We start from the raw sequence: 23,578 nt of genomic DNA on the forward strand, positions 1-23,578 counted from the left end.
GGTCATGACCTGACCTAATTGACGTTTAACTTCCTCATATGACTTCTTCCGCACCCTTGCCGTCGACGGCGGACGCTGCCGCGGCCCCGGACCCGTCGGACCGCCGCCGGTGGTTCGCGCTGGCCATCGTGATGACCGCGGCCTTCATGGACCTGGTCGACGTCACGATCGTCAACATCGCCATCCCGAGCATCAAGGCGGACACCGGAGCCTCGTTCAGCTCGATCCAGTGGATCACCGCCGGGTACGCCCTGGCTTTCGCCGCCGGTCTGATCACCGGTGGCCGGCTCGGTGACATCTACGGGCGCAAGCGGCTCTTCCTCATCGGGATCGCCGGCTTCACGGTGGCCTCCGCGCTCTGTGGATTCGCCGCGAACCCGGAGATGCTCGTCGCCTCCCGCATCCTCCAGGGCGGCACGGCCGCGCTGATGGTGCCGCAGGTGCTGTCGATCGTGCACGCCACCTTCCCGGCGCACGAGCGCGGCAAGGTCTTCGGCCTCTTCGGCGCGATCGTCGGCCTCGGCGCCGTGTCCGGTCCGCTGCTGGGCGCGCTGCTCACCGAGTGGAACATCGCCGGTCTCGAATGGCGCCCGATCTTCCTGATCAACCTGCCGGTCGGCATCGCGGGCCTGATCCTGGGCCGCAAGTTCATCACCGAGTCCAAGGCGCCGAAGGCGCTCCGCCTCGACATGGTCGGCGTGGTGCTGGTGACGCTGGCGATGCTCATGCTCATCTACCCGCTGACCCGCGGCGAGGAGCTGGGCTGGCCGCTCTGGGGCTACCTGTCGATGGCCGGCAGCATCGTCGTCTTCGCCGCTCTCGTGCTGTTCGAGCGGGCGAAGGCGCGCCGGGACGGTTCGCCGCTGGTCGAGCTGTCGCTGTTCCGGGTCAAGAGCTTCGCCGCGGGCATCGCCGTGCAGCTGACCTTCGGAATCGGCCTCGGCATCTTCTTCCTGGTCTGGACGCTGTACATGCAGGAGGGCCTCGGCTGGAGCGCGCTGCGCGCCGGCACGACCGGTATCCCGTTCTCGATCGCCGTGTCGTTCGCCGCCGGTATCTCCGTACAGAAGCTGGTGCCGCGCTTCGGGCGCAAGGTGCTCCAGGCGGGGGCGCTGCTCATGATCGCCGGTCTGCTGCTCTACATCTGGGAGTCGGACCGTTACGGCATGGGGATCACGTCCTGGCAGATGGCGCTGCCGCTGGTGGTCATGGGTGTCGGCATGGGGCTGATCGTGGCCCCGCTGGCCGACGCGGTGCTGTCCGAGGTGCCCAAGGAGCACTCCGGATCGGCATCCGGACTGTTCAACACCGTGCAGCAGATGGGTAACGCGCTGGGGCTCGCCCTCGTCTCGGTCATCTTCATCGGTGCGATGGGCGACCACCTGACGCCGCCGCAGATCGGTCCGGCGTTCGCCGACGCCTTCGAGCAGTCGCTGTGGTGGGTGGCCGGCGTGCTCGCGGTGATCTTCCTGCTGATGTTCGCGCTGCCGGCCCGGCCGAAGCAGCACGTGGAGGGCGGCGACGAGAGCGTCGGCTCCGCGGACTCCGCCGAGCAGCCTGCCAAGGAGCCGGTGCTGACGCACTGAGCAGGCGCAAGGCGCGGAAGCGGAAGAGCATGACGGTGCCCGCACCCCGGCCGGGGTGCGGGCACCGTCATGCTCCGGGCCGGGCGGTTGTCAGCAGATGCGGGTACGGCTCTCCATCGCGCCGCGTGCGGCGTCCTCGTCGCCGTACACCTCGCACATGTGACGGCCGTCCGGCGTCGCCGTGTGCTCGACCTCCCACAGGCTCGTCTCCCGGCCGTCGAGAAGCAGGAAGGCGTGCTCGTACAGCGTGAACCCCGCGTCCCGCCCGTCCACCTGGCACTGCCGCCCGAAGACCTGGGTGATGTGGTGGGCGAAGGCCGACCGCAGCAGGAGCGCCGTCGCCTTGCCCGGCACGTCCCGGTTCTCCGCGCGGCGCAGGACCCGGCGGGCGTGGTCCGCCGAGTTGTCCGGGGCGTACATCCGGGGCAGCGGGGCCGGTGGCGCCGCCATCAGGGCGTCGAGTATCTCCAGGTCGGCCTGCGGTCCGTCGTGCCCGAAGACCGGGCTGTCGCAGAAGCCGCCGGTCAGCCGGGCCGCCGCGATGTGGACGTCGGCCTCGTCGTCGTACAGCTCGTGCTGCCGGAGTCCGGCCTGCGTGTCGTACCCCGGGCCCGCGGCCGTGTCGTGTCCCGGGTCCGAGGCATCGCGCGGGCCGCAGTGCACGAGCTCCCACAGGGCGAGCGGTGTGCCGTCGGCCAGCAGGTAGGTGTGCCGGTAGGTCTCGCGGTGCAGGGATGAACTGTGGTGCGAGGAGTGCAGGGAGCTGCTGTGGGCGAGCGCGGTGCCGAGCCGCTCGACCGTACTGTCGGGCAGGTCGAACGAGTTGAGAGCCCGTCGCAGGAGTCGTTCGAGGTGCTGCTCGGTTGTCTCGTACGGATCGCTCAAGGTGCTGTCTCCAGGCCGTCGCCGCGTGTGACTTGGTGCGTGCTCAACGTAGTCCCTGGGTCTGACATCGTGACCGGGGTTGGAGAAAACGTACCGTGCACGCAGAAGGTTCCCGCTCTGAGCCCGAACTGCCCTACGCCGAAGGCGAGTCGAGGACATGCGCCCTATTGTCCGGTGACTGTGCCGAATGCCGCGGTGTGTCGTAGAGATCGCCGTACGCGAGGTATGTGCCGCCGCCGTCGCTGCCGTTGACTCCCGTCGCGGCCCGCACGGCCTTCACGATGGCCCGGGTCACGGCCTCCGCGCCCGCCGCCAGCAGGTCGTTCAGCGCGAGCGGGTTCGCCGGATCCAGTGTTCGCGCGCCGGTGGCCAGGGCGAAAACGGTGTCCCCGTCGGTCATCAGATGTACGGGCCGGATGGCGCGCGCCAGCCCGTCGTGCGCCGTCCCCGCGAGCTTCTGCGCCTGGGCGCGTCCGAGTTCGGCGTCCGTGGCGACGACGGCGAGCGTGGTGTTGAGCGGGGGGCGCGTGTTCGCGTCGCGCGCCTGCGTCAGGCGCCGTTGCGCCTCCTGGTGGAGCTCCGGCGCGGGAGCGACGGCCGGCTCGGCGCCGCCGTACTCCCCGTACAGCACTCCGGTGCGGGGATCGAGCACGGAGCCCGCCGCGTTCACCACGGCCAGGGCGCCCACCGTGATCCCGGACGGCAGCAGGACGCTCGCCGTGCCCACCCCGCCCTTGAGCTGCCCGGCGACCGCGCCCGTGCCCGCACCGACACAGCCCTCCGCGACCGCGGCCCCGGGCTCCGTGCGCGCCGCGTCCTCCACCGCGGCCCGGCCGGTCGAGGCGTCCGGCCGGGCCCGCCAGTCGCCGCCCCGCCCCAGGTCGAAGACGCAGGCCGCGGGGACCACCGGGACCACCTGGGCCGGATCGGCGCCGACCCGCACGCCGCGCCCCTGCTCCTCCAGCCAGGCCATCACCCCGGACGCCGCGTCCAGGCCGAACGCGCTGCCGCCGGTGAGGACCACGGCGTCGATGCGCTGCACCAGATTGCGCGGATCCAGCGCGTCCGTCTCGCGGGTGCCGGGGCCCCCGCCGCGTACGTCGACGGCCGCGACCGCGCCGCCCTCGGGCGCGAGGATCACGGTGGTGCCGCTGAGCGCCCCCTTGCCGGCCACCCGCGCATGTCCGACGCGAATCCCGGCGACATCGGTCAGCGCGTCCCTGCGGACCGGTGCCTGCTGCGTGGGGGCCGTGGTGTCCTGACCGGTCATCCGGTGCTCCTCGTGGCGCGGGTGGGTCACTGCTCCGGGGGGTGCATCGTGAACGTACCCGCCGGGCGGCGGGGCCAACGGCCCTTCGCCGAGGACCGATGCGGGCGGCCGGACGCGATGATCGGGAGTGCGGTGGACGAGGCGGTGAAGAAGGCGCGCGGACGACGCGGAAGGTGGCTGATGACTGATGGCCGGAATCGGTGAGGACGGCCGCCCGCTCGTCTCCCCTATGACCTTCCGTGCACTACGGGCGCTCTGCACCCTGGGCGGCACCCGAGCCGAGTCTCACGGTCTTCCGGTCGTGAGCCGTCGAACTCGCCGCCCGGATGCCTCCCCACCACGACGCGCTCACCCGTAGGGCCATAAAACAGGACTAATATCCCCATACGGCCCTACGCTGACGGCGTGACCGAGCCACCAGAAGCCTCTGCCGCAGCCGCGCAGCCCGCCCCCGGTGACCACACCGGTTCCTCCGGCGAGGCCGTCGCCCCGCCGCCCTCCGGCGGGTCCGCCCGCTCCGGCGCCGCCGTCCCCCGGTCCGTCACCGCCCGCGCGACCGCGGCCGGCGTGATCGTCTCCCTCCTGCTGATCGTGGCCATCGTGCTCGGCAGCAGGTTCCTGGAGAACTTCGACTCCGCGCTGCTGCCGTACGCCGTGGCCACGGTCTTCCTCGCCTTCGGTGTCGCCTACCGCTACACGGTCTGGGTCTCCGCCCCCGGCGCCCGACGGCTGTTCAAGAAGGGCTGGGGGAGCCTCTTCTCGGTCGAGAACTTCCGTAAGGCACCCACCGCCCTGCCGAAGATGATCGCCACCTACCTCGGCTTCCAGAAGTTCCTCGGCGCCCGCTCCCACGCCCGCTGGGCCGCCCACCAGCTGATCTTCTGGGGCTGCATCCTCGCCTCGCTGATCACCTTCCCGCTGACCTGGGGCTGGTTCACCTTTACCTCGGACACCGGATCCGGACCCGGCTACGAGATGCGTATCTGGGGCTTCAAGATCATCGGCTTCGACTCCCTGGACATCCTCGGCTGGCTGATGTTCCACGGCCTCGACATCGCCGCCGTCCTCGTCATCCCCGGCGCCTCCTACTTCCTGTGGCGCCGGATGAAGGACCGCGGCGCCATCACCGGCCAGCGCTTCGGCTACGACCTGGTGCCGCTCATCGCGCTGATCGTCATCTCCGTGACGGGCCTGCTCCTCACCTTCTCGTCGATCTTCCTGCACGGCGGGGGATACGAGTTCCTGGCGATCCTCCACATGGTCTCGGTGGTCTTCACCCTCATCTACATCCCGTTCGGGAAGTTCTTCCATATCGTCCAGCGCCCCGCCGCCGTCGGTATGCAGCTGTTCAAGTACACCGGCCGGCAGGACCAGGAGGTCTTCAACTGCCGGCGCTGCGAGGAACCCATCGACACCGCCCCGTACGTCGAGAACCTCCGCGGCACCATGCGCGACCTCAGCCTCGACTTCGACCAGTGGGCCGAGTACTGCCCGCGCTGCAAGCGGGTGCTGCGCGGCAGCGCCTATCTCTCCCAGGTGAAGAAGGGCTTCAAGTGACCGCGGATCCGCGAGCAGCCGACACCCGTGCGGTCGTCCCCCTCGACCCCTCCCTCGCCCCGCCCGGCACCCGCGCCTTCCGCGACGCCGGCGGCATCCCCGCCGACCAGTGGCACGCCGACCAGAACGGCGAAACGCTCGTCCCCACCCACTGCTGCTTCTGCGGTGTGCAGTGCGGGATGTATCTGCGCGTCGACCGCGGCGGCAAGGTCTTCGGCGTCGAACCCCGCAACCACGACATCAACCGGATGCGCCTGTGCCCCAAGGGCATCAACGCGTATCAGCAGGTCAACCACCCCGACCGGCTCACCGCCCCGCTCATGCGCCGCTCCCGTGACGAGGAGTTCCAGGAGGTCTCCTGGGACGAGGCGCTCGACTTCACCGTCGCCGAGATCAAGCGCATCCAGCAGACCTACGGCAATGACGCCTTCGGGCTGCTCGGCGGCGCGAGCCTGTTCTCCGAGAAGACCTATCTGGTCGGCAAATTCGCCCGGGTCGCCCTCAAGACCCGGCACGTCGACTACAACGGCCGGCTCTGCATGGTCAGCGCGGCGGGCGCCAACAAGCTCGCCTTCGGCATCGACCGGGCCGGCAACCCCTTCTCCGACATCCTGCTCACCGACTGCCTGCTGATCGCGGGCTCCAACGTCGGCGAGTGCTTCCCCGTGATGACCCAGTACGTGTGGGGCGCCCGGGACCGCGGCGCCAGCCTGATCGTCATCGACCCGCGCGAGACGGCCATCGCGCGGACCGCCGACATCCATGTCGCCCTCAAGCCGGGGACCGACGCGGCGTTCTTCAACTCCGTGCTCAACGTGGTCATCGAGGAGGGCCTCACCGACGAGACCTACCTCGCCGCCCACGCCACCGGCTGGGAGGAGGTCAAGGCCAAGGCCGCCGAGTATCCGCCGTCCCGGGCCGCCGAGATCTGCGGGATCCCCGCCGAACAGGTCGTCCAGGTCGCCCGCACCTTCGCCCGCGCCCCCAAGGCCATGGCCTGGCACGCCCGCGGCATCGAGCACCACTCGCAGGGCGTCGAGAACTGCCTCACCGTGATCAACCTCTGCACCGCCACCGGACACATCGGCAAGCCCGGCGCCGGCTACGGCACCATCACCGGCCAGGGGAACGGCCAGGGCGGCCGCGAGCACGGCCAGAAGTCCGACCTCCTGCCCGGCGGCCGCTCGATCATGAACGAGGAGCACCGCCGCCAGATCTGCGAGATCTGGGGCATCGAGGAGTCCGAACTCCCGCGCGCCGGCACCTCGATGATGGAGATGGTCTGGCAGATGCAGCGCCGCGAGATCCGCGGACTGATCGGCATCTGCAACAACCCCTTCGTCTCCCTGCCCAACTACAAGGTGGTCAAGGAGGGATACGACACAGCCGAGTTCCACGCTCAATTCGACTTCTTCCTTTCCGAGACCGCGGCCAACGCGCATGTCGTCTTCCCCGTCACCACCTGGGCCGAGGACGAAGGGGTCATGGCCAACGCCGAGGCCCGGGTGGTCAAGCACAACAAGGCCCAGGACCCGCCCCCCGGCGTACGGACCGACACCTGGGTGATGTGCGAACTCGCCAGGCGTCTCGGAGCGGGCGACAAATTCGCCTTCGCCGACTCCCGCGAGGTCTTCGACGAGCTGCGGATCGCCTCCGCCGGCACCGTCAACGACTACTACGGCATCACCTACGAACGGCTGGAGGAGACCGGCGGGATCGCCTGGCCCTGCCCCTCCACCGACCACCCCGGCACCCCCCGGCTCTTCGAGGACGGCAGGACCTACCACCCCGACGGCAAGATCCATATGCAGGTCGTCGACTGGCACCTGCCGATGGACCCGTACGACGACGACCACCCCATGTCCCTCACCACCGGTCGCACCGTCGCGCACTTCCTCTCCGGCAACCAGACCCGCCGCCTGGGCGCCCTCGTCGAACAGACCCCGCGCCCCTGGGCCGAGATCCACCCCTCCCACGGCTTCCGCAACGGCGAGCCGGTCCGCGTCGTCACCCGGCGCGGCAGCGAGGTCTTCCCCGCCCTGGTCACCGAGGCGATCCGCCCCGACACCGTCTTCATCCCGTACCACTGGCCGGTCCCCACCGCGGCCAACGCGCTGACCATCGACGCCCTGGACCCCCGCTCCAAGATCCCCGAGTACAAGGTCTGCGCCTGCCGCATCGAGCACGCCGAGAAGATCGACGAGGTTCCCGCGCCCCCGGTCGCGCCGGGCCATGTCGCCTACCCGGAGACCCAGGTCTCCCGCACCGACCCGCTGCCGCCCACGTCCCCGCAGGGCCGTGGCACCTCGGAAAGGAGCTGATGCCCGCATGATGGGCAGAACGATCTTCATCGACCCGGGGCGCTGCATCGGCTGCCAGGCCTGTGTCTCCGCCTGCCGGGAATGCGATTCCCACCGCGGCAAGTCGATGATCCACCTCGACTACACCGACGAGGGCCAGTCCGTCGCCTCCCTCCCCACGGTCTGCATGCACTGCGAGGACCCTGTCGCCCCCTGTGCCGAGGTCTGTCCCGCCGACGCGATCCTGGTGACCGCGGACGGGGTGGTGCAACAGGCGGACACCACCCGCTGCATCGGCTGCGCCAACTGCGTCAACGCCTGCCCCTTCGGTGTCCCGAAGATCGACCTCCAGGCGAAGCTGCAGATGAAGTGCAACCTCTGTTACGACCGCACCGCCTACGGTCTCGCCCCCATGTGCGCCACCGTCTGCCCGACCGGGGCCCTCTTCTACGGAACCGTCGAGGAGCTCCAGGCCGAACGCCCCGGAGTCCAGGTCGCCGACACCTTCGTCTTCGGCGAGACCGAGGTGCGCACCGGGGTCGCCATGGTGGTCCCCGCCGACCGGGTCCAGTGGCCGGTGCCGGGCGGTCTGCCCGTCGTGGAGATCAACGGGAAGGACGTCCGCCGATGAGCGTCACCGAACAGCCGCCCGCCGGCGATCCGCGGCAGTCGCCCTCCGGGGACCCGCGCGAGGCCCTGCACGACAGGATCGCGGCGGACTCCCTCACCACCCGCCGCGACTACCTCCGGATCGTCGCCACCGTCTCCGGCGGTCTCGCCGTCGGCGGGCTCGGTGTCGCGGGCGGCATGCTCCCGCGCCACGGCGACCCCGAGGACGACAAGGCGCTCGCACCCAAGCGGATCAGCTCCCAGTTGCTGCCCGGGGAGTCCCTCGCCTTCAGCTATCCGGAGGAGGAGGACAAGGCGGTTGCCGTCCGGCTCGACGACGGCACCCTCGTCGGCTATTCGGCGATCTGCACCCACCTGGCCTGTGCCGTGCTCTGGCAGAAGGACCGAGGCTCCGAGGGCGAGCTGTACTGCCCCTGTCACGAGGGCGTCTTCGACGCCCGCACCGGCGAGGTCACGGCCGGACCGCCGCCCCGCGGACTGCCCAAGGTGGTCCTCACCGAGCAGACGGACGGCAGCATCTGGGCGGTCGGCACCACCCGGTCCGGCGAGAGTATCGAGAAGGGGCTGTGCCGCCAGCTCGGCGACGACCGCCCGGATCTCGCATCCCGGATCGGCTGCCCCGGAGTCCGCAGGGGCGCCGAAGCCCCCGAAGCCCCCGGGGCCACCGGCACCTCCCGTACCGGGGCGGCCGGCACCTCCCGTACCGGGGCGGCCGGCACCTCCCGTACCGGGGCCGGCGAGCCCCAGACCTCCGGCAGGCGGACATGAGCGACGCCCAGCAGCCCACCGGCCCGAACTACCCGGAGTACCACCCGGGCAGCGCGCGGCCCGAACTCAACCGGCCCGTCCACGAGCGATACCCCCAGATCCGGTCCACCAGCGGCTACGGCGACCCCCGTGTCCGCCACACCGGGCCGGGACCAGGAGCGGGCAGCGACCAGGAACCGGAGCGGTCCTCGAAACTGACGGCACGGCTGACCCTGGCCATGACCGTCGTTATCGGGCAGCTCTGGGGACTCACGGTCGTCATCGACGAATGGATGGAGGGCAACACCGGCACCGCTTGGTGGGGGGCCGGATTCCTCTGCCTGTCGTTCCTCGTCGTGCTCGGACTCTGGTGGCTCGACCCCAAGGACCGCTGAGCGGCGTTCCGGCGTCCCGCCCTCAAGGCGGGCGCACGCCGGGGCGCCCGCGCATCCGCAGGGCCGCCGTACCCTGGGAGGTATGAGTACCGCCCCCGCCCCCGGACCGCGCGATGCGAAGCCGAGCTCGCCGGACCGGCCGAAGCCCAAGCCGGCACTGATCTTCGACGATCCGCTGGACCAGCAGTCCGCGGACGATACGGACCGGGGGTGGGGTGAGCGGGCCCCTTCCGGTGGCAGCGCCGCCGACCTGGACCGCTTCCTTGACGAGAAGCCGCCGCACCACGTCTGAGCCCGCCCTGGCCCGGTCCGGAGTTCTACTCCTGGAGCCCGCGCCCCGGGTCCTCGCCGCGATTCCCTTCCGCCGGGCTGTTGCCGGTGCCCGTGCTGCCGATGCCACCGCTGCCGCCGGTGCGCTGAGCGATCAGTGCGTCGCGGATCTCCTTCAGGACCTCCAGCTCGCTCACCTCCATCGTTTCCTGCACGCCTTCCTTCGCCGCCTGCATGGCGGCCCGCCTGGCGAGGTACTTCGCCATCGGGAGCACCATCAGGAAGTAGACGACGGCAGCGGTGATCAGGAAGCTGAGGGTCGCGCTGAGCACCGAGCCCCACAGGATCCGGATGCCCTCGGTCGCCTCGCCCGTCTCCGGGTCCGTCGTGCAGGGGCCCTTGAGGCAGGAGCTGTAGCTCTCCAGGTCCTTGCTGCCGAGCGCACCGACGAGCGGATTGATCACACCCTTGACGATGGCGTTCACGATGTTCGTGAACGCGGCGCCGATGACGACGGCGACCGCCAGATCGATTACGTTGCCGCGCATCAGGAAGGCCTTGAAGCCGTCCAGGACGCTGACCTTCTTCTTCTCGCTCACGCGTGAGCCGTCCTTTGCATGTGCCGTAAGGGGAGCAAACTTTTCCGCAACCTACGGCAGTACAAGGGGAATCCACCCCATCTGCGTCTGATGTCAGGTGACGTGATGGTTCGTCAGTGCGAATCAACACAGAATCACCGCAAATCCGGCCGAGATTCCCGCACCGGCCAGCGCCGTGGCCGTCGCCCGCGGTACGGACAGCACGATCAGTGCCCCGTTCTCCGCGGAACCCTCGGCGGACACCGATGGCACCTGGGTCACCCGCGCACCCTTCGCCAGCACCCGGGAGTCCGACCCGGCGCCCTCGGACGCGATCACGTCGACCCGGTCGCCCGGCCGCAGCAACCGGACGGTTTCCGCATCGGCGATCCGGACGGGCGCGGACACTTGACGAACGGGTGGCGACACCCGTCGGTGCGCCGTCCCGGTCGCGTGCGCGGCACCGCCCCCGCCGCCGGCCTCGCCCTTGCCCCCGCCGAGCCCCGAAGCTGCCAGCGCGGCAGCCGTCAGGGCCAGCCCCGCGGCCATCGCCCGCCGCTGCCGCCACACCGCCCGCCGCAGCCGGTGTCCGCTGCCCCCGCGCACCCGCAGTGGGGGAAAGGGCGGCACCCCGCAGGGAGGTGGCGCGGGGGCGGGTGGGGGCGGGGAAGCGGGGCGCGAAGGAGAGGAGGGGCCGTACGGGGGCATGGCAAACACCGCCTGCGGTGAGGGAGTTCAGAGGAATCGGATCGAGTGGTCCGGTCGAAGTGGATCGGCCGGACAGCACCCACGATTCACCACCCACGAGATTTCCGCTGAGCCCTGTGGACGGTCCACACGATGTGGAAAACTCCCTCACCCGCTTGAGGGACGCCAGAAGCTGACCGCCTACGGCAGCTCGATCCCCGTCTCGATCCCGTCCAGCGCATGCGCGCACAGGCAGTCCCGGTCCGCCTCCGCGGGCAGCGCTGCCACCGCGTCGAAGAGGACCGAGCGCAACCGGTCGACATTGGCCGCGAACACCTTGAGCACCTCCTCGTGGGAGACCCCCTCGCCGGCCTCCGCGCCCGCGTCCAGGTCCGTCACCAGCGTCATCGTCGTGTAGCAGAGGCCCAGTTCACGGGCGAGCACGGCCTCGGGGTGTCCGGTCATCCCGACCACCGACCAGCCCATCGCCGCGTGCCAGCGCGATTCCGCCCGGGTCGAGAAGCGCGGCCCCTCGACGACCACGAGCGTCCCGCCGTCCACCGCTTCCCAGTCCCGCCCGCGGGCCGCCGCCAGGGCGACCTTGCGCCCCTCGGGGCAGTACGGGTCGGCGAATCCCAGATGCACCACGTTCGGTGCCGTCCCGTCCGCCCGGGTCTCCCCGTCGTAGAACGTCTGGACGCGGGTCTTCGTACGGTCCACCAGCTGGTCCGGCACGAGCAGCGTCCCCGGCCCGTACTCCGGCCGCAGCCCGCCCACCGCGCACGGGCCGAGCACCTGGCGCACGCCGACCGAGCGCAGCGCCCACAGGTTGGCGCGGTAGTTGATGCGGTGCGGCGGCACATGGTGGCCGCGTCCGTGACGGGGGAGGAAGGCGACCCGGCGGCCGCCGATCTCGCCGAGGAAGACGGAGTCGCTCGGCGCTCCGTAAGGGGTCTCCACGCGAACTTCGGTGACGTCCTCCAGGAAGGAGTACAGCCCCGAACCGCCGATCACACCGATCTCTGCGTTCACCATGCGGTCACAGTAGGCGTTCGCCGCGCGGCCCATGCGGCCGGGCGGGAAACGCCGAGGACCCCGCCGAATGGATCGGCGGGGTCCCGGTGAAGCCAGGTGAAACGGTCGGACGGGCGCCTCAGGCGGCCGACGAACCGCTCGACGAGGACGAAGAAGACGAAGAAGAGGACGACGAAGAAGACGTCGTGGAAGAGCTGGACGAACCGGAGGAGGACGTCGACGAAGAGGACGAAGACTTCGCGTCCGATCCCGTCGAGGACGACGACCCGGAACCGGAGGCCTTCGCAGCGGCCGGGGCCGGCGTGCTGCTCGACGAGGAACCGCGGCTGTCGTTCCGGTAGAAACCGGAACCCTTGAACACGATGCCGACCGCCGAGAACACCTTCTTCAGGCGTCCGTCGCAGCTCGGGCACACCGTGAGGGCGTCATCGGTGAACTTCTGCACCGCTTCGAGGCCCTCGCCACACTCGGTGCACTGGTACTGGTAAGTCGGCACTTGTTCCTCCTGGCACTCTGACTCGATGAGTGCTAACGACGCTCCATACTGACTTATTCCGCTGGATCAGTCCACCGTGACCGGCCCGCGGTGACCGATCCCACGTGCCACGGTCCGCCCCGAACTCCTCGGGAGGAGCCGCGAACGCAGGCTCACCAGGGTCACCAGCGCCAGCACCGTGCCCACCAGCGGCACCAGGAATCCGGTGCTCGCCCCATGGGCGTCCGCGAGCTGCCCGGCCACGGTCACGGCCGCCGCCTGGCCGAGCGCGACCGCGCCCGTCAGCCATGTGAACGCCTCGGTCCGCGCCGATCCCGGGACCAGCGCCTCGACCAGGGTGTAGCCGCTGATCAGGGCGGGTGCGATGGAGAGGCCGACCAGCAGTCCGAGCCCGGCCAGCAGCGGCACGGAGTGCACCGCCCACAGGCCCGACGCGGTGAGGGTCAGGGCCGCGTACCCGGCGATCAGCCGGCGCCGCGGCCCGGTCTTCCAGGCGATGGCGCCGCAGGCGATGCCGGCCAGCATGTTGCCGGCCGCGAAGATCCCGTACAGCAGACCGTTCGCACCGGGGCTGCCGATCTCCTCGGCGAACGCGGTCAGCGAGACCTGCATCCCGCCGAAGACCGCGCCGATCCCGAGGAAGGCCACCGCGAGCACACGCACGCCGGGGATGGACAGCGCCGAGGCGTGCCGCTGCGATCCCTCGGAACCGGTGGCGCGCACCGCGGGCTGGGTGGCGCGCTGAGCGGCGAAGAACAGGCCGCCGAACAGGGTCAGGGCGGCCTCGGCGATCAGCCCCGCCGCCGGGTGCACCCCGGTGCACAGAGCGGTGGCGAGTACCGGACCGATGACGAACGTGAACTCGTCCGTCACCGACTCGAAGGCCGCCGCCGTCGACATGAGCGGCGAGGCCTTCCGGCCCGGCGCCGCCCCGAGCACGGCCGCCCAGCGGGCCCGCACCATCGGGCCGATCTGCGGGACGGAGGCGCCGGTCGGGACAGCGGCGGCGAACAGGGCCCACATCGGGGCGTCCGCCAGCGCGAGCGCGGTCAGGGCCGAGACGGACGCCGTGTGTACGAGGACGCCGGGCAGCAGCACGGCACGCTGGCCGAAGCGGTCGGCGAGCTTGCCGGTCTGCGGGGCGAACAGGGCCATCGAGACCCCGGTCACGGCGGCGACGGCGCCGGCGCTGCCGTACGAGCCGGTGGTGTGCTGGACGAGCAGGACGATGCCGATGGTCAGCATCGCGAAGGGCTGCCGTGCGGCGAAGCCCGGCAGGAGGAAGGTCCACGCACCCGGGGTGCGCAGCAACTGCCCGTATCCGGGGCGGTCGGAGACCGTGGACGCCACGGTCCATGCCTTTCTGCCGCCTGGTGGCCGTGCCCCTGCGGGACGGGCCGGCACGTGGGTGCGGACCCGGTCAGGAGCTGCCGAGAGCTGTCCTCTTCGCGCGGAACTGCGGTAGATGCCGGGCGCTCGCAGCAAGAGGCGGAGGACGCCACGACCGCCATACGGTCGCGCCAGCTCTGCATCAGGCAGAGTTGGTGGATCAAATAGGTCGATCTAGGTTTCCTTCATGCTACAGGCAAGGACCCTGGTCCACCTGTGATTGTGCGCAAGGCAACCTCTCCCACCTGCGGACACGGGGTGTGTCCGCCCGTCCTCAGTGGTGGGCCTTGGCGTCCCGGGTGGTCCGCCCCTCGTGCTTCTTGACGTCGTCCGTTCTGCCCAGTCTCTTCACTGCCTTGAGGGCGTTGGCCACGTTCGGTCCGGTGAGGGCCTCGTCGGCCGCGTGCTCGCCGGTGCCCAGCCAGCCGGCCAGCTTGCCGCCCTCGCCGATCGCGCGCAGCCGGGCCTCGGTGGCGTCGCGCACCGGGTCGGTCGTCACGACCAGCAGTTCGTCGCCGCGGCGCAGCACGGTCGAGGGTGCGGGCACGAAGCTCTTGCCGTCCCGGACGACCAGCGTCACCGCCGCTCCTGCCGGCAGGCGCAGTTCGCCGACCTCGACGCCGTGCATCTTCGACTGCGCGGGGATGGCCACCGAGAGCAGATGCCCGCGCAGCCGCTCCAGCGGCGCCGACTCGATGCCCAGGTCGGCGGCCTCGGACGGGTCGTCGGCGATCTTGAGGGCCTTCGCGAGCCAGGGCAGGGTCGGTCCCTGGATGAGGGTGTAGACGACGACGAGTACGAAGACGATGTTGAAGACCCGGGTGGAGCCCTCGATCCCGGACACCATGGGAATGGTCGCCAGGATGATGGGCACCGCGCCGCGCAGCCCGGCCCAGGACATGAGGGCCTTCTCCTGCCAGGGCAGCCGGAAGGGTGCCAGTGAGATGAAGACCTCCAGCGGCCGGGCCACCACGGTCAGCACCAGCCCCACGACGACGGCGGGCCAGAAGTCGTCGATCAGGTCGTGCGGGGTGACCAGCAGTCCGAGCAGGACGAACATGCCGATCTGGGCCAGCCAGCCGAGCCCGTCGGCGAAGCCGCGGGTGGCGGGCCAGTGCGGCAGCTTGGCGTTGCCGAGGATCATCGCGGCGAGGTAGACGGCGAGGAATCCGCTTCCGTGCAGCATCGCGCCGGCCGCGTACGCGGACACCGCGATCGCCATCACCGCGATCGGGTAGAGGCCCGAGGCGGGCAGTGCCACATGCCGCAGTCCGTATGAGCCGAGCCAGCCGACGGCGATGCCGATCGCGGCGCCGATCGCCAGCTCCAGGGCTATCTCGCCGACCAGTACGTACCAGCTGTCGACCGGCCCCACGGTGGAGAAGGCCACGACCAGGATCACCACAGGGGCGTCGTTGAAGCCGGACTCGGCCTCCAGGACGCCGGTGATCCGGGCGGGCAGCGGCACCTTGCGCAGCACCGAGAAGACCGCGGCGGCGTCCGTGGACGAGACGACCGCGCCGATGATCAGGGCCTGCCGCCATTCCAGGCCGACCAGATAGTGCGCGCCGGCCGCGGTCACGCCCACGCTCACGCCCACGCCGACGAGGGAGAGGACCACGGCTGCGGGCAGCGCGGGTTTGATCTCTTTCCACTTCGTGCCGAGGCCGCCCTCGGCGAGGATCACGACCAGGGCCGCGTAGCCGATCACCTGCGTCAGTTCGGCGTTGTCGAACTTGACGTCGAAGAACCCGTCCTGCCCCATGGCGATCCCGATGCCCAGGTACAGGAGCAGGCTGGGGAGCCCGCTGCGGGACGAGATGCGTACCGCCGCCACCGCGACGAGCAGGACGAGTGAGCAGACGAGCAGGAGTTCGTTGAGCGCGTGGACAGTCAGTGGCCGGTCCTTCCCTGCGTACGCCCGCCGGATCGACTTCCGGCGGCGGGTTACTTCGTTACCTTACCTAATCTTTAACGTTTTCTTGATGCGTTCGAGTATTCGTGCGATCGCTACGCAATTCGAACCATCCCGATACCGCGTCGGACCGGCCTCGGCGCTGCGCCTATGGTTGCTCCTGCACTCCCAGGACCACCCTGCCCCTCGAAGGACAGCGATGCCCGCCAACACAACCGCCTCTTCCGGCTCCACCGGTACCGCCGGCGGTGGGCCGCGCAAGAAGAAGGGGCGACGAGCCCGCCTGATCGTGATCGTTCTGGTGCTGGCGCTTGTCGCGGGTGTCGGTTACGGAACGTACTGGTCCGTATCCACTGTGCGCGCCTCGTACCCCCAGACCAACGGCACGGCTCAGCTCGCCGGACTCGACGGCACCGTCGAGGTCAAGCGCGACAGCTACGGGATCCCGCAGATCTACGCGGACTCCGACGCCGACCTGTTCCGCGCCCAGGGCTTCGTTCAGGCGCAGGACCGCTTCTGGGAGATGGACGTCCGCCGTCACATGACGGCCGGCCGGCTCTCCGAGATGTTCGGCTCGGGTCAGGTCGAGACGGACTCCTTCCTGCGCACGCTGGGCTGGCGCAAGGTCGCGCAGGAGGAGTACGACAACGTCCTGTCCGACGAGACGAAGAAGAACCTCCAGGCGTACGCGGACGGGGTGAACGCCTACCTCAAGGACCGCGACGGCAAGGACATCTCCGTCGAGTACGCGGCCCTCGGCTTCACCAACGACTACAAGCCCACCGAGTGGACCCCGGTCGACTCGGTCGCCTGGCTGAAGGCCATGGCCTGGGACCTGCGCGGCAACATGCAGGACGAGATCGACCGTTCGCTGATGACCAGCCGGCTCGACGCGAAGCAGATCGAGGACCTGTACCCGCCCTACCCGTACGACAAGCACAAGACGATCGTCAGCGAGGGCGCGATCTCCCCGGTCACCGGGAAGTTCGACCCGCAGGCGCCGCAGTCTGAGGGCATCGCCTCGACGACCGCCCAGGGCGCCACCGAGGGCCTCACCGCCCAGCTCGGCGCGCTCTCCGACACCCTGGACGAGATCCCCGCCCTGCTGGGCCCCAACGGCACCGGCATCGGGTCGAACTCCTGGGTGGTCTCGGGGCAGTACACGACCACGGGCAAGCCGCTGCTCGCCAACGACCCGCACCTGGCGCCGCAGCTGCCCTCGCTCTGGTACCAGATGGGGCTGCACTGCCGCTCCGTCTCGGCGACCTGCAAGTACGACACCGCCGGCTACACCTTCTCCGGCATGCCCGGTGTGATCATCGGCCACAACCAGGACGTCGCCTGGGGCTTCACCAACCTCGGCGCCGACGTGACCGACCTCTTCCTGGAGAAGGTCTCGGGCGACGGCTACCTGTACGACGGCAAGGTGAAGCCGTTCACCGTCCGCGAGGAGACCATCAAGGTCGCGGGCGGCAAGAGCCGGCACATCACGGTGCGCGAGACCAACAACGGTCCGCTGGTCTCCGACCGCAGCAGCGAGCTGGAGAAGGTCGGCCAGAAGGCCCCCGTCAGTAATGCGGCCCCCGACCGGGCGGACGGTTACGGGGTGGCGCTGAAGTGGACCGCACTGGAGCCGGGTCACTCCATGGACGCCGTCTTCGAGCTCAACCGCGCCAAGGACTTCACCACCTTCCGTGCGGCGGCTGAGCACTTCGAGGTTCCCTCGCAGAACCTCATCTACGCCGACACCAAGGGCAACATCGGCTACCAGGCGCCGGGGAAGATCCCGCAGCGCACGTCCGGCGACGGCACGATGCCCAGCCCCGGCTGGTCCTCGTCGTACGGCTGGAAGAAGGAGCCGATCCCCTTCGACGAGCTGCCCTACGAGTACAACCCGAAGCGCGGCTACATCGTCACCGCCAACCAGGCCGTGATCGACGAGGACAAGTACCCGTACATGCTCACCAAGGACTGGGGCTACGGCAGCCGCAGTCAGCGGATCAACGACCTCGTCCAGTCGAAGATCAAGGGCGGCGGGAAGATCTCGACCGAAGACATGCAGAAGATGCAGATGGACAACACCAGCGAGATCGCCGCGCTGCTGGTGCCCGAGCTGATGAAGATCAACATTTCGGACAAGGACATCCGCGAGGCGCAGAAGCTGCTGGAGGGCTGGGACTACACCCAGGAGGCCGACTCGGCGGCCGCCGCGTACTTCAACGCGGTCTGGCGCAACATCCTCAAGCTGGCCTTCGGCGACAAGCTGCCCAAGGAGATGCGCGTCGAGGGCGAGTGCCTGAACGTGCCCCCGGCCAAGAGCTCGGGTCCGCTCGACGAGCAGGACAAGCTGGTACGCGAATGCGGTCAGCGCGATCCCGACTCCGCGCAGCCGGACGGCGGCGACCGCTGGTACCAGGTGGTCGCGAACCTCATGGACAAGCCGGACAGCGAGTGGTGGAAGGCGCCGGCGAACCGCAAGGACAAGGCGACCGACAACCGCGAGGAGCTCTTCGCCCGCGCCATGGAGGACGCCCGCTGGGAGCTGACGGCCAAGCTCGGCAAGGACATCACCACCTGGAGCTGGGGCCGGCTGCACCAGCTGACCCTGAAGAACCAGACCCTCGGTACGGAAGGGCCCGGACTGCTCCAGCGGGCGCTCAACCGGGGCCCCTGGAACCTCGGCGGCGGCGAGGCCGCGGTGAACGCCACCGGCTGGAACGCGGCGGGCGGCTACGAGGTCGTCTGGGTTCCGTCGATGCGGATGGTCGTCAACGTGGGGGACTGGGACAAGTCCCGCTGGATCAACCTCACCGGCGCCTCCGGGCACGCGTTCAGCGCGCACTACACCGACCAGACCGACAAGTGGGTCAACGGTGAACTGCTCGACTGGTCCTTCGGGACGAACGCGGTGTCCGCGGCGACCACGGACACGCTGACGCTGAAGCCGTAGGGGTGGGCCCGAGGCGCTCCGGAGACTGTCTCCGGAGCGCCTCGGGCCTTCAGCCGTCGCGAAGCGCCTCGGGCCTTCAGCCGTTGCCGAAGCGCCGTGGGCCTTCAGCCGTTGCCGAAGCGCCGTGGGCCGGCCGGGGTCACCACGGCGTCCACGGGGTGGTCGTGCGGTTCCTCCGGGACCCGGGCGGTCACCTCGGCGTCGTACAGCAGCACGATCAGCGCGGGATGGGCCCCGGCCGCCGCGAGGCGCGCCAGTACCCGGTCGTAGCTGCCGCCTCCGCGGCCGAGCCGCATCCCGCGCCCGTCCACGGCGAGGCCCGGAAGCAGTACCACGTCGGCGTCCAGGACGGCGTCGGGGCCGAGCCGCACCCCGGCGGGCTCCAGGAGCCCGCGACCGGCCTTTCGGAGGCTGTCCGCCCCCTCGTACGGCGCCCAGTCCAGGTCGTTGTCCGCCAGGAGCACCGGCAGCAGGACGCGTACGCCCCGCGTGTGCAGCGCGTCCAGCAGGGCGCGGGTCCCCGGCTCGCGCCCCACCGAGACGTAGGCGGCGACCGTACGGGCCCCGGCGACCTCCGGCAGTTCGAGTGCGCGACGGGCCAGAACCGCGGCGGCCCGTTCGACGTCCTCACCGGTCAGGAGGCGTCGTGCGGCGAGCAGATCACGCCGCAGCAGTGCCTTTGCGGACATGTCGGTGTTCAACAGGGCACCTATGGCTCTCATAGCTCTCTCGTACCGGCATATTTAAGTACAAAGTTAACCGGAGGCTCACCTTCCGCCCATCTGCGCCGGTTAGGGTTCTGCGCATGACTCAGTCGAACCTCAGGATCAGCAAGGCTGTCATCCCGGCGGCAGGCCTCGGTACCCGCTTTCTGCCGGCCACCAAAGCCACTCCCAAGGAGATGCTTCCTGTAGTCGACAAGCCTGCCATCCAGTACGTCGTCGAGGAGGCGGTCGCCGCCGGACTCTCCGACGTCCTGATGATCACCGGTCGCAACAAGCGTCCTCTGGAGGACCACTTCGACCGCAATTACGAACTGGAGTCGGCGCTGACCCGCAAGGGCGACGCCGAACGGCTGCGCAGGGTCCAGGAGTCGAGCGACCTCGCCACCATGCACTACGTCCGCCAGGGCGACCCGAGGGGCCTCGGTCACGCGGTGCTGTGCGCGGCTCCGCACGTCGGTGACCAGCCGTTCGCGGTCCTCCTCGGCGACGACCTGATCGACCCGCGCGACCCGCTGCTGGCGCGCATGGTGGAGATCCAGGAGCGCGAGGGCGGCAGCGTCATCGCGCTCATGGAGGTCGCGCCCGAACTGATCCACCAGTACGGCTGCGCGGCCGTCGCGCCGACCGCCGAGGGCGACGTGGTGCGGATCACCGGCCTGGTCGAGAAGCCCGAACCGGCCGACGCACCCAGCAATCTCGCCATCATCGGCCGTTACGTCCTGGACCCCGCGGTCTTCGACATACTGCGCCGGACCGAACCGGGCCGCGGCAACGAGATCCAGCTGACGGACGCCCTTCAGCTCCTGGCCGAGGACGAGAAGATCGGCGGCCCGGTGCACGGCGTGGTCTTCAAGGGCCGCCGCTATGACACCGGTGACCGGAGCGATTACCTCCGTGCCATTGTCAGACTCGCGTGCGAACGTGAAGACCTGGGCCCGGAGTTCCGGACCTGGCTCCGCAGTTACGTCACCGAGGAGATGTAGCACCTTGAGCAGCACGATCTGGTCGGTGGACGAGCACCTGGAAGACATCCTCGCCGCGGTGAGGCCGCTCGAACCCATCGAGCTGCAACTGCCCGAGGCGCAGGGCTGCGTCCTGGTCGAGGACGTCGTGGTGGAGATCGCCCTGCCGCCCTTCGACAACAGCTCGATGGACGGTTACGCGGTCCGCGTCGCCGATGTGGCGGGCGCCACCGAGGAGTTCCCCGCCGTCCTCACCGTTATCGGGGACGTCGCGGCGGGCGACGCCGGCCTGCTCGGCGACCAGCGCGTGGGGCCGGGCGAGGCCGCCCGCATCATGACGGGCGCCCCGCTTCCGGCCGGTGCCGAGGCGGTGGTCCCGGTCGAGTGGACCGACGGCGGTACGGGCGAGGGGCCCGCCGCCACGATGCGCGCCCACAGTGATGCCCCCGAGGGCGCGCGCGGCGAGGTCCGCGTCCACCGCCCGGCCGAGGCCCGTGCCCATGTCCGGGCCCGCGGGAGCGACGTGCGGCCGGGCGATCTGGCGCTGCGCGCCGGTTCCGTGGTGGGGCCGCCGCAGATCGGCCTGCTCGCCGCGATCGGCCGCTCGACGGTGAAGGTGCGGCCCCGGCCGCGCGTCGTCGTCATCTCCACCGGCAGCGAACTGGTCCAGCCCGGCGAGGAACTGACCGGCGGCCAGATCTACGACTCGAACAGCTTCGCGCTGACGGCCGCCGCACGCGAGGCCGGAGCGATCGCCTACCGGGTCGGTGCCGTGTCCGACGACGCCGAGACGCTGCGGGCCACGATCGAGGACCAGCTGATCCGGGCCGACATCGTCGTCACCACGGGCGGCGTCAGCGTGGGCGCGTACGACGTCGTCAAGGAGGCCCTGTCCCCGTCCGGCGACGAGGACGAGCCGGGCGGCGGCGTCGACTTCCGCAAGCTCGCCATGCAGCCCGGCAAGCCGCAGGGCTTCGGCTCCATCGGCCCCGACCACACCCCGCTGCTGGCGCTGCCCGGCAACCCGGTCTCCAGCTACGTGTCCTTCGAGCTGTTCGTACGGCCCGCGATCCGCACCCTGATGGGCCTGCCGGACGTGAACCGCCCGACCGTCAGAGCCTCGCTGGTCACCGACAAGGCCCTGTCCTCACCGGCCGGCAGGCGGCAGTTCCTGCGCGGTACGTACGACGCCCAGGAGGGCACCGTCACCCCGGTCGGCGGTTCCGGTTCGCATCTGATCGCCGCGCTCGCCCAGGCGGACGCGCTGATCGTGCTGCCCGAGGACGTCACCTCCGCCGAGCCCGGCGCCGACACCGAGGTGATCCTGCTCCGCTGACCGGCGCCCGGTGGCGGTACGGTATCTGCCGCTGTGCCTTCCGGGGGACACCCCCCGGACCCCGGACCTGCACCCCGGTGCAGCACCGGGGCAACCGGCGCCCTACCGCTAGGCGGAGTTAGTTGAGTACGCAGAACAGGCTGACGCACATCGACGAGGCGGGCGCCGCCCGCATGGTCGACGTCTCCGCGAAGGACGTCACCGCCCGCGTCGCCCGCGCCAGCGGCCGGGTCCTCGTCTCGCCGCGTGTCATCGAGCTGCTCCGGGGCGAGGGGGTCCCCAAGGGCGACGCCCTCGCCACCGCGCGCATCGCCGGGATCATGGGTGCCAAGCGCACCCCGGACCTCATCCCCCTCTGCCACCCCCTCGCCGTCTCCGGAGTCACGGTCGACCTGGCCGTGGCCGACGACGCGGTGGAGATCACGGCCACCGTGAGGACGACGGACCGCACCGGTGTGGAGATGGAGGCCCTGACCGCGGTCTCGGTCGCCGCACTCACCGTCGTCGACATGATCAAGGCCGTCGACAAGGCCGCGGTCATCACGGACATCCGGGTCGAGGCGAAGTCGGGCGGCAAGTCCGGCGACTACCGGCGCAACGCGCCCGGCGGGGCGGACGCATGAGCGCCCCGCAGGCACCTTCCGCCGGCTACCGCGCCCTCGTGGTGACCGCGTCGAACCGGGCCTCCGCCGGGGTCTACGCCGACAAGGGCGGCCCCCTGATCGCCGAGGCACTGGCCGCACTCGGCTTCACCGTCGACGGCCCGCAGGTCGTCGCCGACGGCGACCCGGTCGAGCAGGCCCTGCGGGCCGGAGTGGCCTCCGCGTACGACGTCATCGTGACCACCGGCGGTACGGGCATCTCACCCACCGACCGCACCCCCGAGGCCACCCGCCGCATCCTGGACCACGAGGTCCCCGGCATCCCCGAGGCGATCCGGGCCGAGGGCCGGGACAAGGTCCCCACGGCCGCGCTCTCGCGCGGTCTGGCGGGTGTGGCCGGCCGTACGCTCATCGTCAATCTGCCCGGCTCCACCGGCGGGGTGCGTGACGGGCTCGCGGTCCTGAACCGACTCCTGGTGCACGCCGTCGAGCAGCTCCGCGGCGGCGATCACCCCCGACCGGGGAGCCCGAGCTGAACGTCCCGACCTGGCCGGTGATCCTGGTGGACGGCGACGTAGCCCTCCGGCCGATAAAGGTGCGCGACCAGCGCATGTGGCGCGAAGTCAACCGGCGCAACCGGGACTGGCTGCGCCCCTGGGAAGCGACCGTGCCGCCACCCGCCCCCGGCGGGCCGGTGGCGCAACGCCCCACGTACCGCCAGATGGTCCGTCATCTGCGCGCCGAGGCCAACGCGGGCCGGATGCTGCCGTTCGCCATCGAGTACGAGGGCCGGCTGGTCGGTCAGCTGACCGTGGCCGGGATCACCTGGGGCTCGATGTGCTCGGGCCACGTCGGCTACTGGGTGGACCAGGAGGTGGCGGGCCGGGGGGTGATGCCGACCGCGGTCGCCCTCGCCGTCGACCATTGTTTCCGCGCGGTCGGACTGCACCGCATCGAGGTGTGCATTCGCCCGGAGAACGGGCCCAGCCGACGGGTCGTGGAGAAACTCGGATTCCGGGAGGAAGGGCTCCGGCCTCGCTATCTCCACATCGACGGCGCCTGGCGGGACCATCTGATCTACGCGCTCACCGCGGAGGAGGTGCCCGACGGGCTGCTCAGGAGGTGGCACCGAGCACGTCCGCAGCCTCCGAGGCCTCCGGAGCCTCCGCAGCGTCCGGAGTTTCGCGCGAAATGAAATGTGTGTTCGAAATTGATCGGGCGATGACTGCTAACGAGCGCGTGCAAGCCGACTGTTGATCCGAA

General features: G+C 70.4%; 22 protein-coding genes. 13 read left to right on the forward strand and 9 right to left on the reverse strand.

The window, feature by feature from the left end; translation table 11 throughout:
- The first annotated feature begins 38 nt into the window (after positions 1 to 38).
- Positions 39 to 1,586, forward strand: coding sequence for an MFS transporter (locus OG912_RS20520; RefSeq protein ID WP_327710633.1), 1,548 nt, complete (start codon positions 39 to 41; stop codon positions 1,584 to 1,586).
- Between the two features lie 90 nt (positions 1,587 to 1,676).
- Here OG912_RS20520 and OG912_RS20525 read toward each other — a convergent pair whose 3' ends face one another.
- Positions 1,677 to 2,471, reverse strand: coding sequence for a DUF6227 family protein (locus OG912_RS20525; protein ID WP_327710634.1), 795 nt, complete (start codon positions 2,469 to 2,471; stop codon positions 1,677 to 1,679).
- A gap of 133 nt (positions 2,472 to 2,604) precedes the next feature.
- Positions 2,605 to 3,741 carry a P1 family peptidase gene (locus OG912_RS20530; RefSeq protein WP_327710635.1) on the reverse strand — a complete coding sequence of 379 codons (1,137 nt, stop codon included), beginning with the start codon at positions 3,739 to 3,741 and terminating at the stop codon, positions 2,605 to 2,607.
- Between the two features lie 405 nt (positions 3,742 to 4,146).
- Between OG912_RS20530 and OG912_RS20535 the strand changes: the two genes are divergently transcribed.
- The 6 genes from OG912_RS20535 to OG912_RS20560 all read left to right on the forward strand — a co-directional run bounded on the left by OG912_RS20535 (position 4,147) and on the right by OG912_RS20560 (position 9,662).
- On the forward strand, positions 4,147 to 5,298 hold the full coding sequence (locus OG912_RS20535) for an MFS transporter (protein WP_327710636.1): 1,152 nt from the start codon (positions 4,147 to 4,149) through the stop codon (positions 5,296 to 5,298).
- Entirely contained in the window at positions 5,295 to 7,619 is a 2,325-nt protein-coding gene (locus tag OG912_RS20540; protein ID WP_326736743.1) for a molybdopterin oxidoreductase family protein, read from the forward strand. Before OG912_RS20535 ends, OG912_RS20540 begins: the two co-directional genes overlap by 4 nt.
- Positions 7,620 to 7,626: 7 nt before the next feature.
- Positions 7,627 to 8,229 (forward strand): 4Fe-4S dicluster domain-containing protein, encoded by a 603-nt coding sequence (locus tag OG912_RS20545; RefSeq protein ID WP_136327991.1) that lies wholly within the window; start codon positions 7,627 to 7,629, stop codon positions 8,227 to 8,229.
- Positions 8,226 to 8,996 (forward strand): Rieske (2Fe-2S) protein, encoded by a 771-nt coding sequence (locus tag OG912_RS20550; RefSeq protein ID WP_327710638.1) that lies wholly within the window; start codon positions 8,226 to 8,228, stop codon positions 8,994 to 8,996. Before OG912_RS20545 ends, OG912_RS20550 begins: the two co-directional genes overlap by 4 nt.
- Positions 8,993 to 9,370, forward strand: a complete 378-nt coding sequence (locus OG912_RS20555) for a hypothetical protein (protein WP_327710639.1) — start codon at positions 8,993 to 8,995, stop codon at positions 9,368 to 9,370. The genes OG912_RS20550 and OG912_RS20555 overlap by 4 nt, the downstream gene beginning before the upstream one ends.
- 82 nt (positions 9,371 to 9,452) lie before the next feature.
- Entirely contained in the window at positions 9,453 to 9,662 is a 210-nt protein-coding gene (locus OG912_RS20560; RefSeq protein ID WP_327710640.1) for a hypothetical protein, read from the forward strand.
- Between the two features lie 25 nt (positions 9,663 to 9,687).
- Here the strand turns inward: OG912_RS20560 and OG912_RS20565 are convergent, their stop codons facing one another.
- From OG912_RS20565 to OG912_RS20590, 6 genes are all read right to left on the reverse strand, one after another.
- Positions 9,688 to 10,188, reverse strand: coding sequence for a large conductance mechanosensitive channel protein MscL (locus OG912_RS20565; protein WP_443061097.1), 501 nt, complete (start codon positions 10,186 to 10,188; stop codon positions 9,688 to 9,690).
- 174 nt (positions 10,189 to 10,362) lie between these two features.
- Complete coding sequence (locus tag OG912_RS20570; RefSeq protein WP_327710642.1) at positions 10,363 to 10,824, reverse strand: hypothetical protein; 462 nt, start codon at positions 10,822 to 10,824, stop codon at positions 10,363 to 10,365.
- A 282-nt stretch (positions 10,825 to 11,106) separates the two neighbouring features.
- On the reverse strand, positions 11,107 to 11,940 hold the full coding sequence (locus OG912_RS20575) for an S-methyl-5'-thioadenosine phosphorylase (protein WP_327710644.1): 834 nt from the start codon (positions 11,938 to 11,940) through the stop codon (positions 11,107 to 11,109).
- Positions 11,941 to 12,058: 118 nt separating this feature from the next.
- Positions 12,059 to 12,436, reverse strand: coding sequence for an FmdB family zinc ribbon protein (locus OG912_RS20580; RefSeq protein ID WP_327710645.1), 378 nt, complete (start codon positions 12,434 to 12,436; stop codon positions 12,059 to 12,061).
- A 66-nt stretch (positions 12,437 to 12,502) separates the two neighbouring features.
- Positions 12,503 to 13,786 (reverse strand): MFS transporter, encoded by a 1,284-nt coding sequence (locus OG912_RS20585; RefSeq protein ID WP_327710646.1) that lies wholly within the window; start codon positions 13,784 to 13,786, stop codon positions 12,503 to 12,505.
- Positions 13,787 to 14,099: 313 nt separating this feature from the next.
- Positions 14,100 to 15,662: a potassium/proton antiporter gene (locus tag OG912_RS20590; protein WP_443061001.1), complete on the reverse strand. Its 1,563-nt coding sequence runs from the start codon at positions 15,660 to 15,662 to the stop codon at positions 14,100 to 14,102.
- A gap of 277 nt (positions 15,663 to 15,939) precedes the next feature.
- Here OG912_RS20590 and OG912_RS20595 point away from each other — a divergent pair, with 277 nt between their 5' ends.
- Positions 15,940 to 18,690 (forward strand): penicillin acylase family protein, encoded by a 2,751-nt coding sequence (locus OG912_RS20595; RefSeq protein ID WP_327710647.1) that lies wholly within the window; start codon positions 15,940 to 15,942, stop codon positions 18,688 to 18,690.
- A 104-nt stretch (positions 18,691 to 18,794) separates the two neighbouring features.
- On the opposite strand, the gene OG912_RS20600 is transcribed toward OG912_RS20595, so the two are convergent.
- On the reverse strand, positions 18,795 to 19,379 hold the full coding sequence (locus tag OG912_RS20600) for a 5-formyltetrahydrofolate cyclo-ligase (RefSeq protein ID WP_327713488.1): 585 nt from the start codon (positions 19,377 to 19,379) through the stop codon (positions 18,795 to 18,797).
- 116 nt (positions 19,380 to 19,495) lie between these two features.
- Here OG912_RS20600 and galU point away from each other — a divergent pair, with 116 nt between their 5' ends.
- The 5 genes from galU (at position 19,496) to OG912_RS20625 (ending at position 23,510) form a co-directional block, all read left to right on the forward strand.
- Positions 19,496 to 20,398 carry a UTP--glucose-1-phosphate uridylyltransferase GalU gene (gene galU / locus OG912_RS20605; RefSeq protein ID WP_326736732.1) on the forward strand — a complete coding sequence of 301 codons (903 nt, stop codon included), beginning with the start codon at positions 19,496 to 19,498 and terminating at the stop codon, positions 20,396 to 20,398.
- Between the two features lie 4 nt (positions 20,399 to 20,402).
- A complete protein-coding gene (gene glp, locus OG912_RS20610) occupies positions 20,403 to 21,713 on the forward strand; it encodes a molybdotransferase-like divisome protein Glp (RefSeq protein ID WP_327710648.1) in 1,311 nt (436 codons plus the stop codon).
- Positions 21,714 to 21,835: 122 nt separating this feature from the next.
- The gene (moaC, locus tag OG912_RS20615) at positions 21,836 to 22,336 is read left to right on the forward strand and encodes a cyclic pyranopterin monophosphate synthase MoaC (protein WP_326736730.1); all 501 of its coding nucleotides are present in this window, start codon (positions 21,836 to 21,838) and stop codon (positions 22,334 to 22,336) included.
- Complete coding sequence (locus OG912_RS20620) at positions 22,333 to 22,851, forward strand: MogA/MoaB family molybdenum cofactor biosynthesis protein (RefSeq protein ID WP_327710649.1); 519 nt, start codon at positions 22,333 to 22,335, stop codon at positions 22,849 to 22,851. Before moaC ends, OG912_RS20620 begins: the two co-directional genes overlap by 4 nt.
- A gap of 17 nt (positions 22,852 to 22,868) precedes the next feature.
- A complete protein-coding gene (locus OG912_RS20625) occupies positions 22,869 to 23,510 on the forward strand; it encodes a GNAT family N-acetyltransferase (protein ID WP_326736728.1) in 642 nt (213 codons plus the stop codon).
- Positions 23,511 to 23,578 lie beyond the last annotated feature (68 nt).

The organism is Streptomyces sp. NBC_00464 (genome assembly GCF_036013915.1).
Lineage (GTDB): Bacteria > Actinomycetota > Actinomycetes > Streptomycetales > Streptomycetaceae > Streptomyces.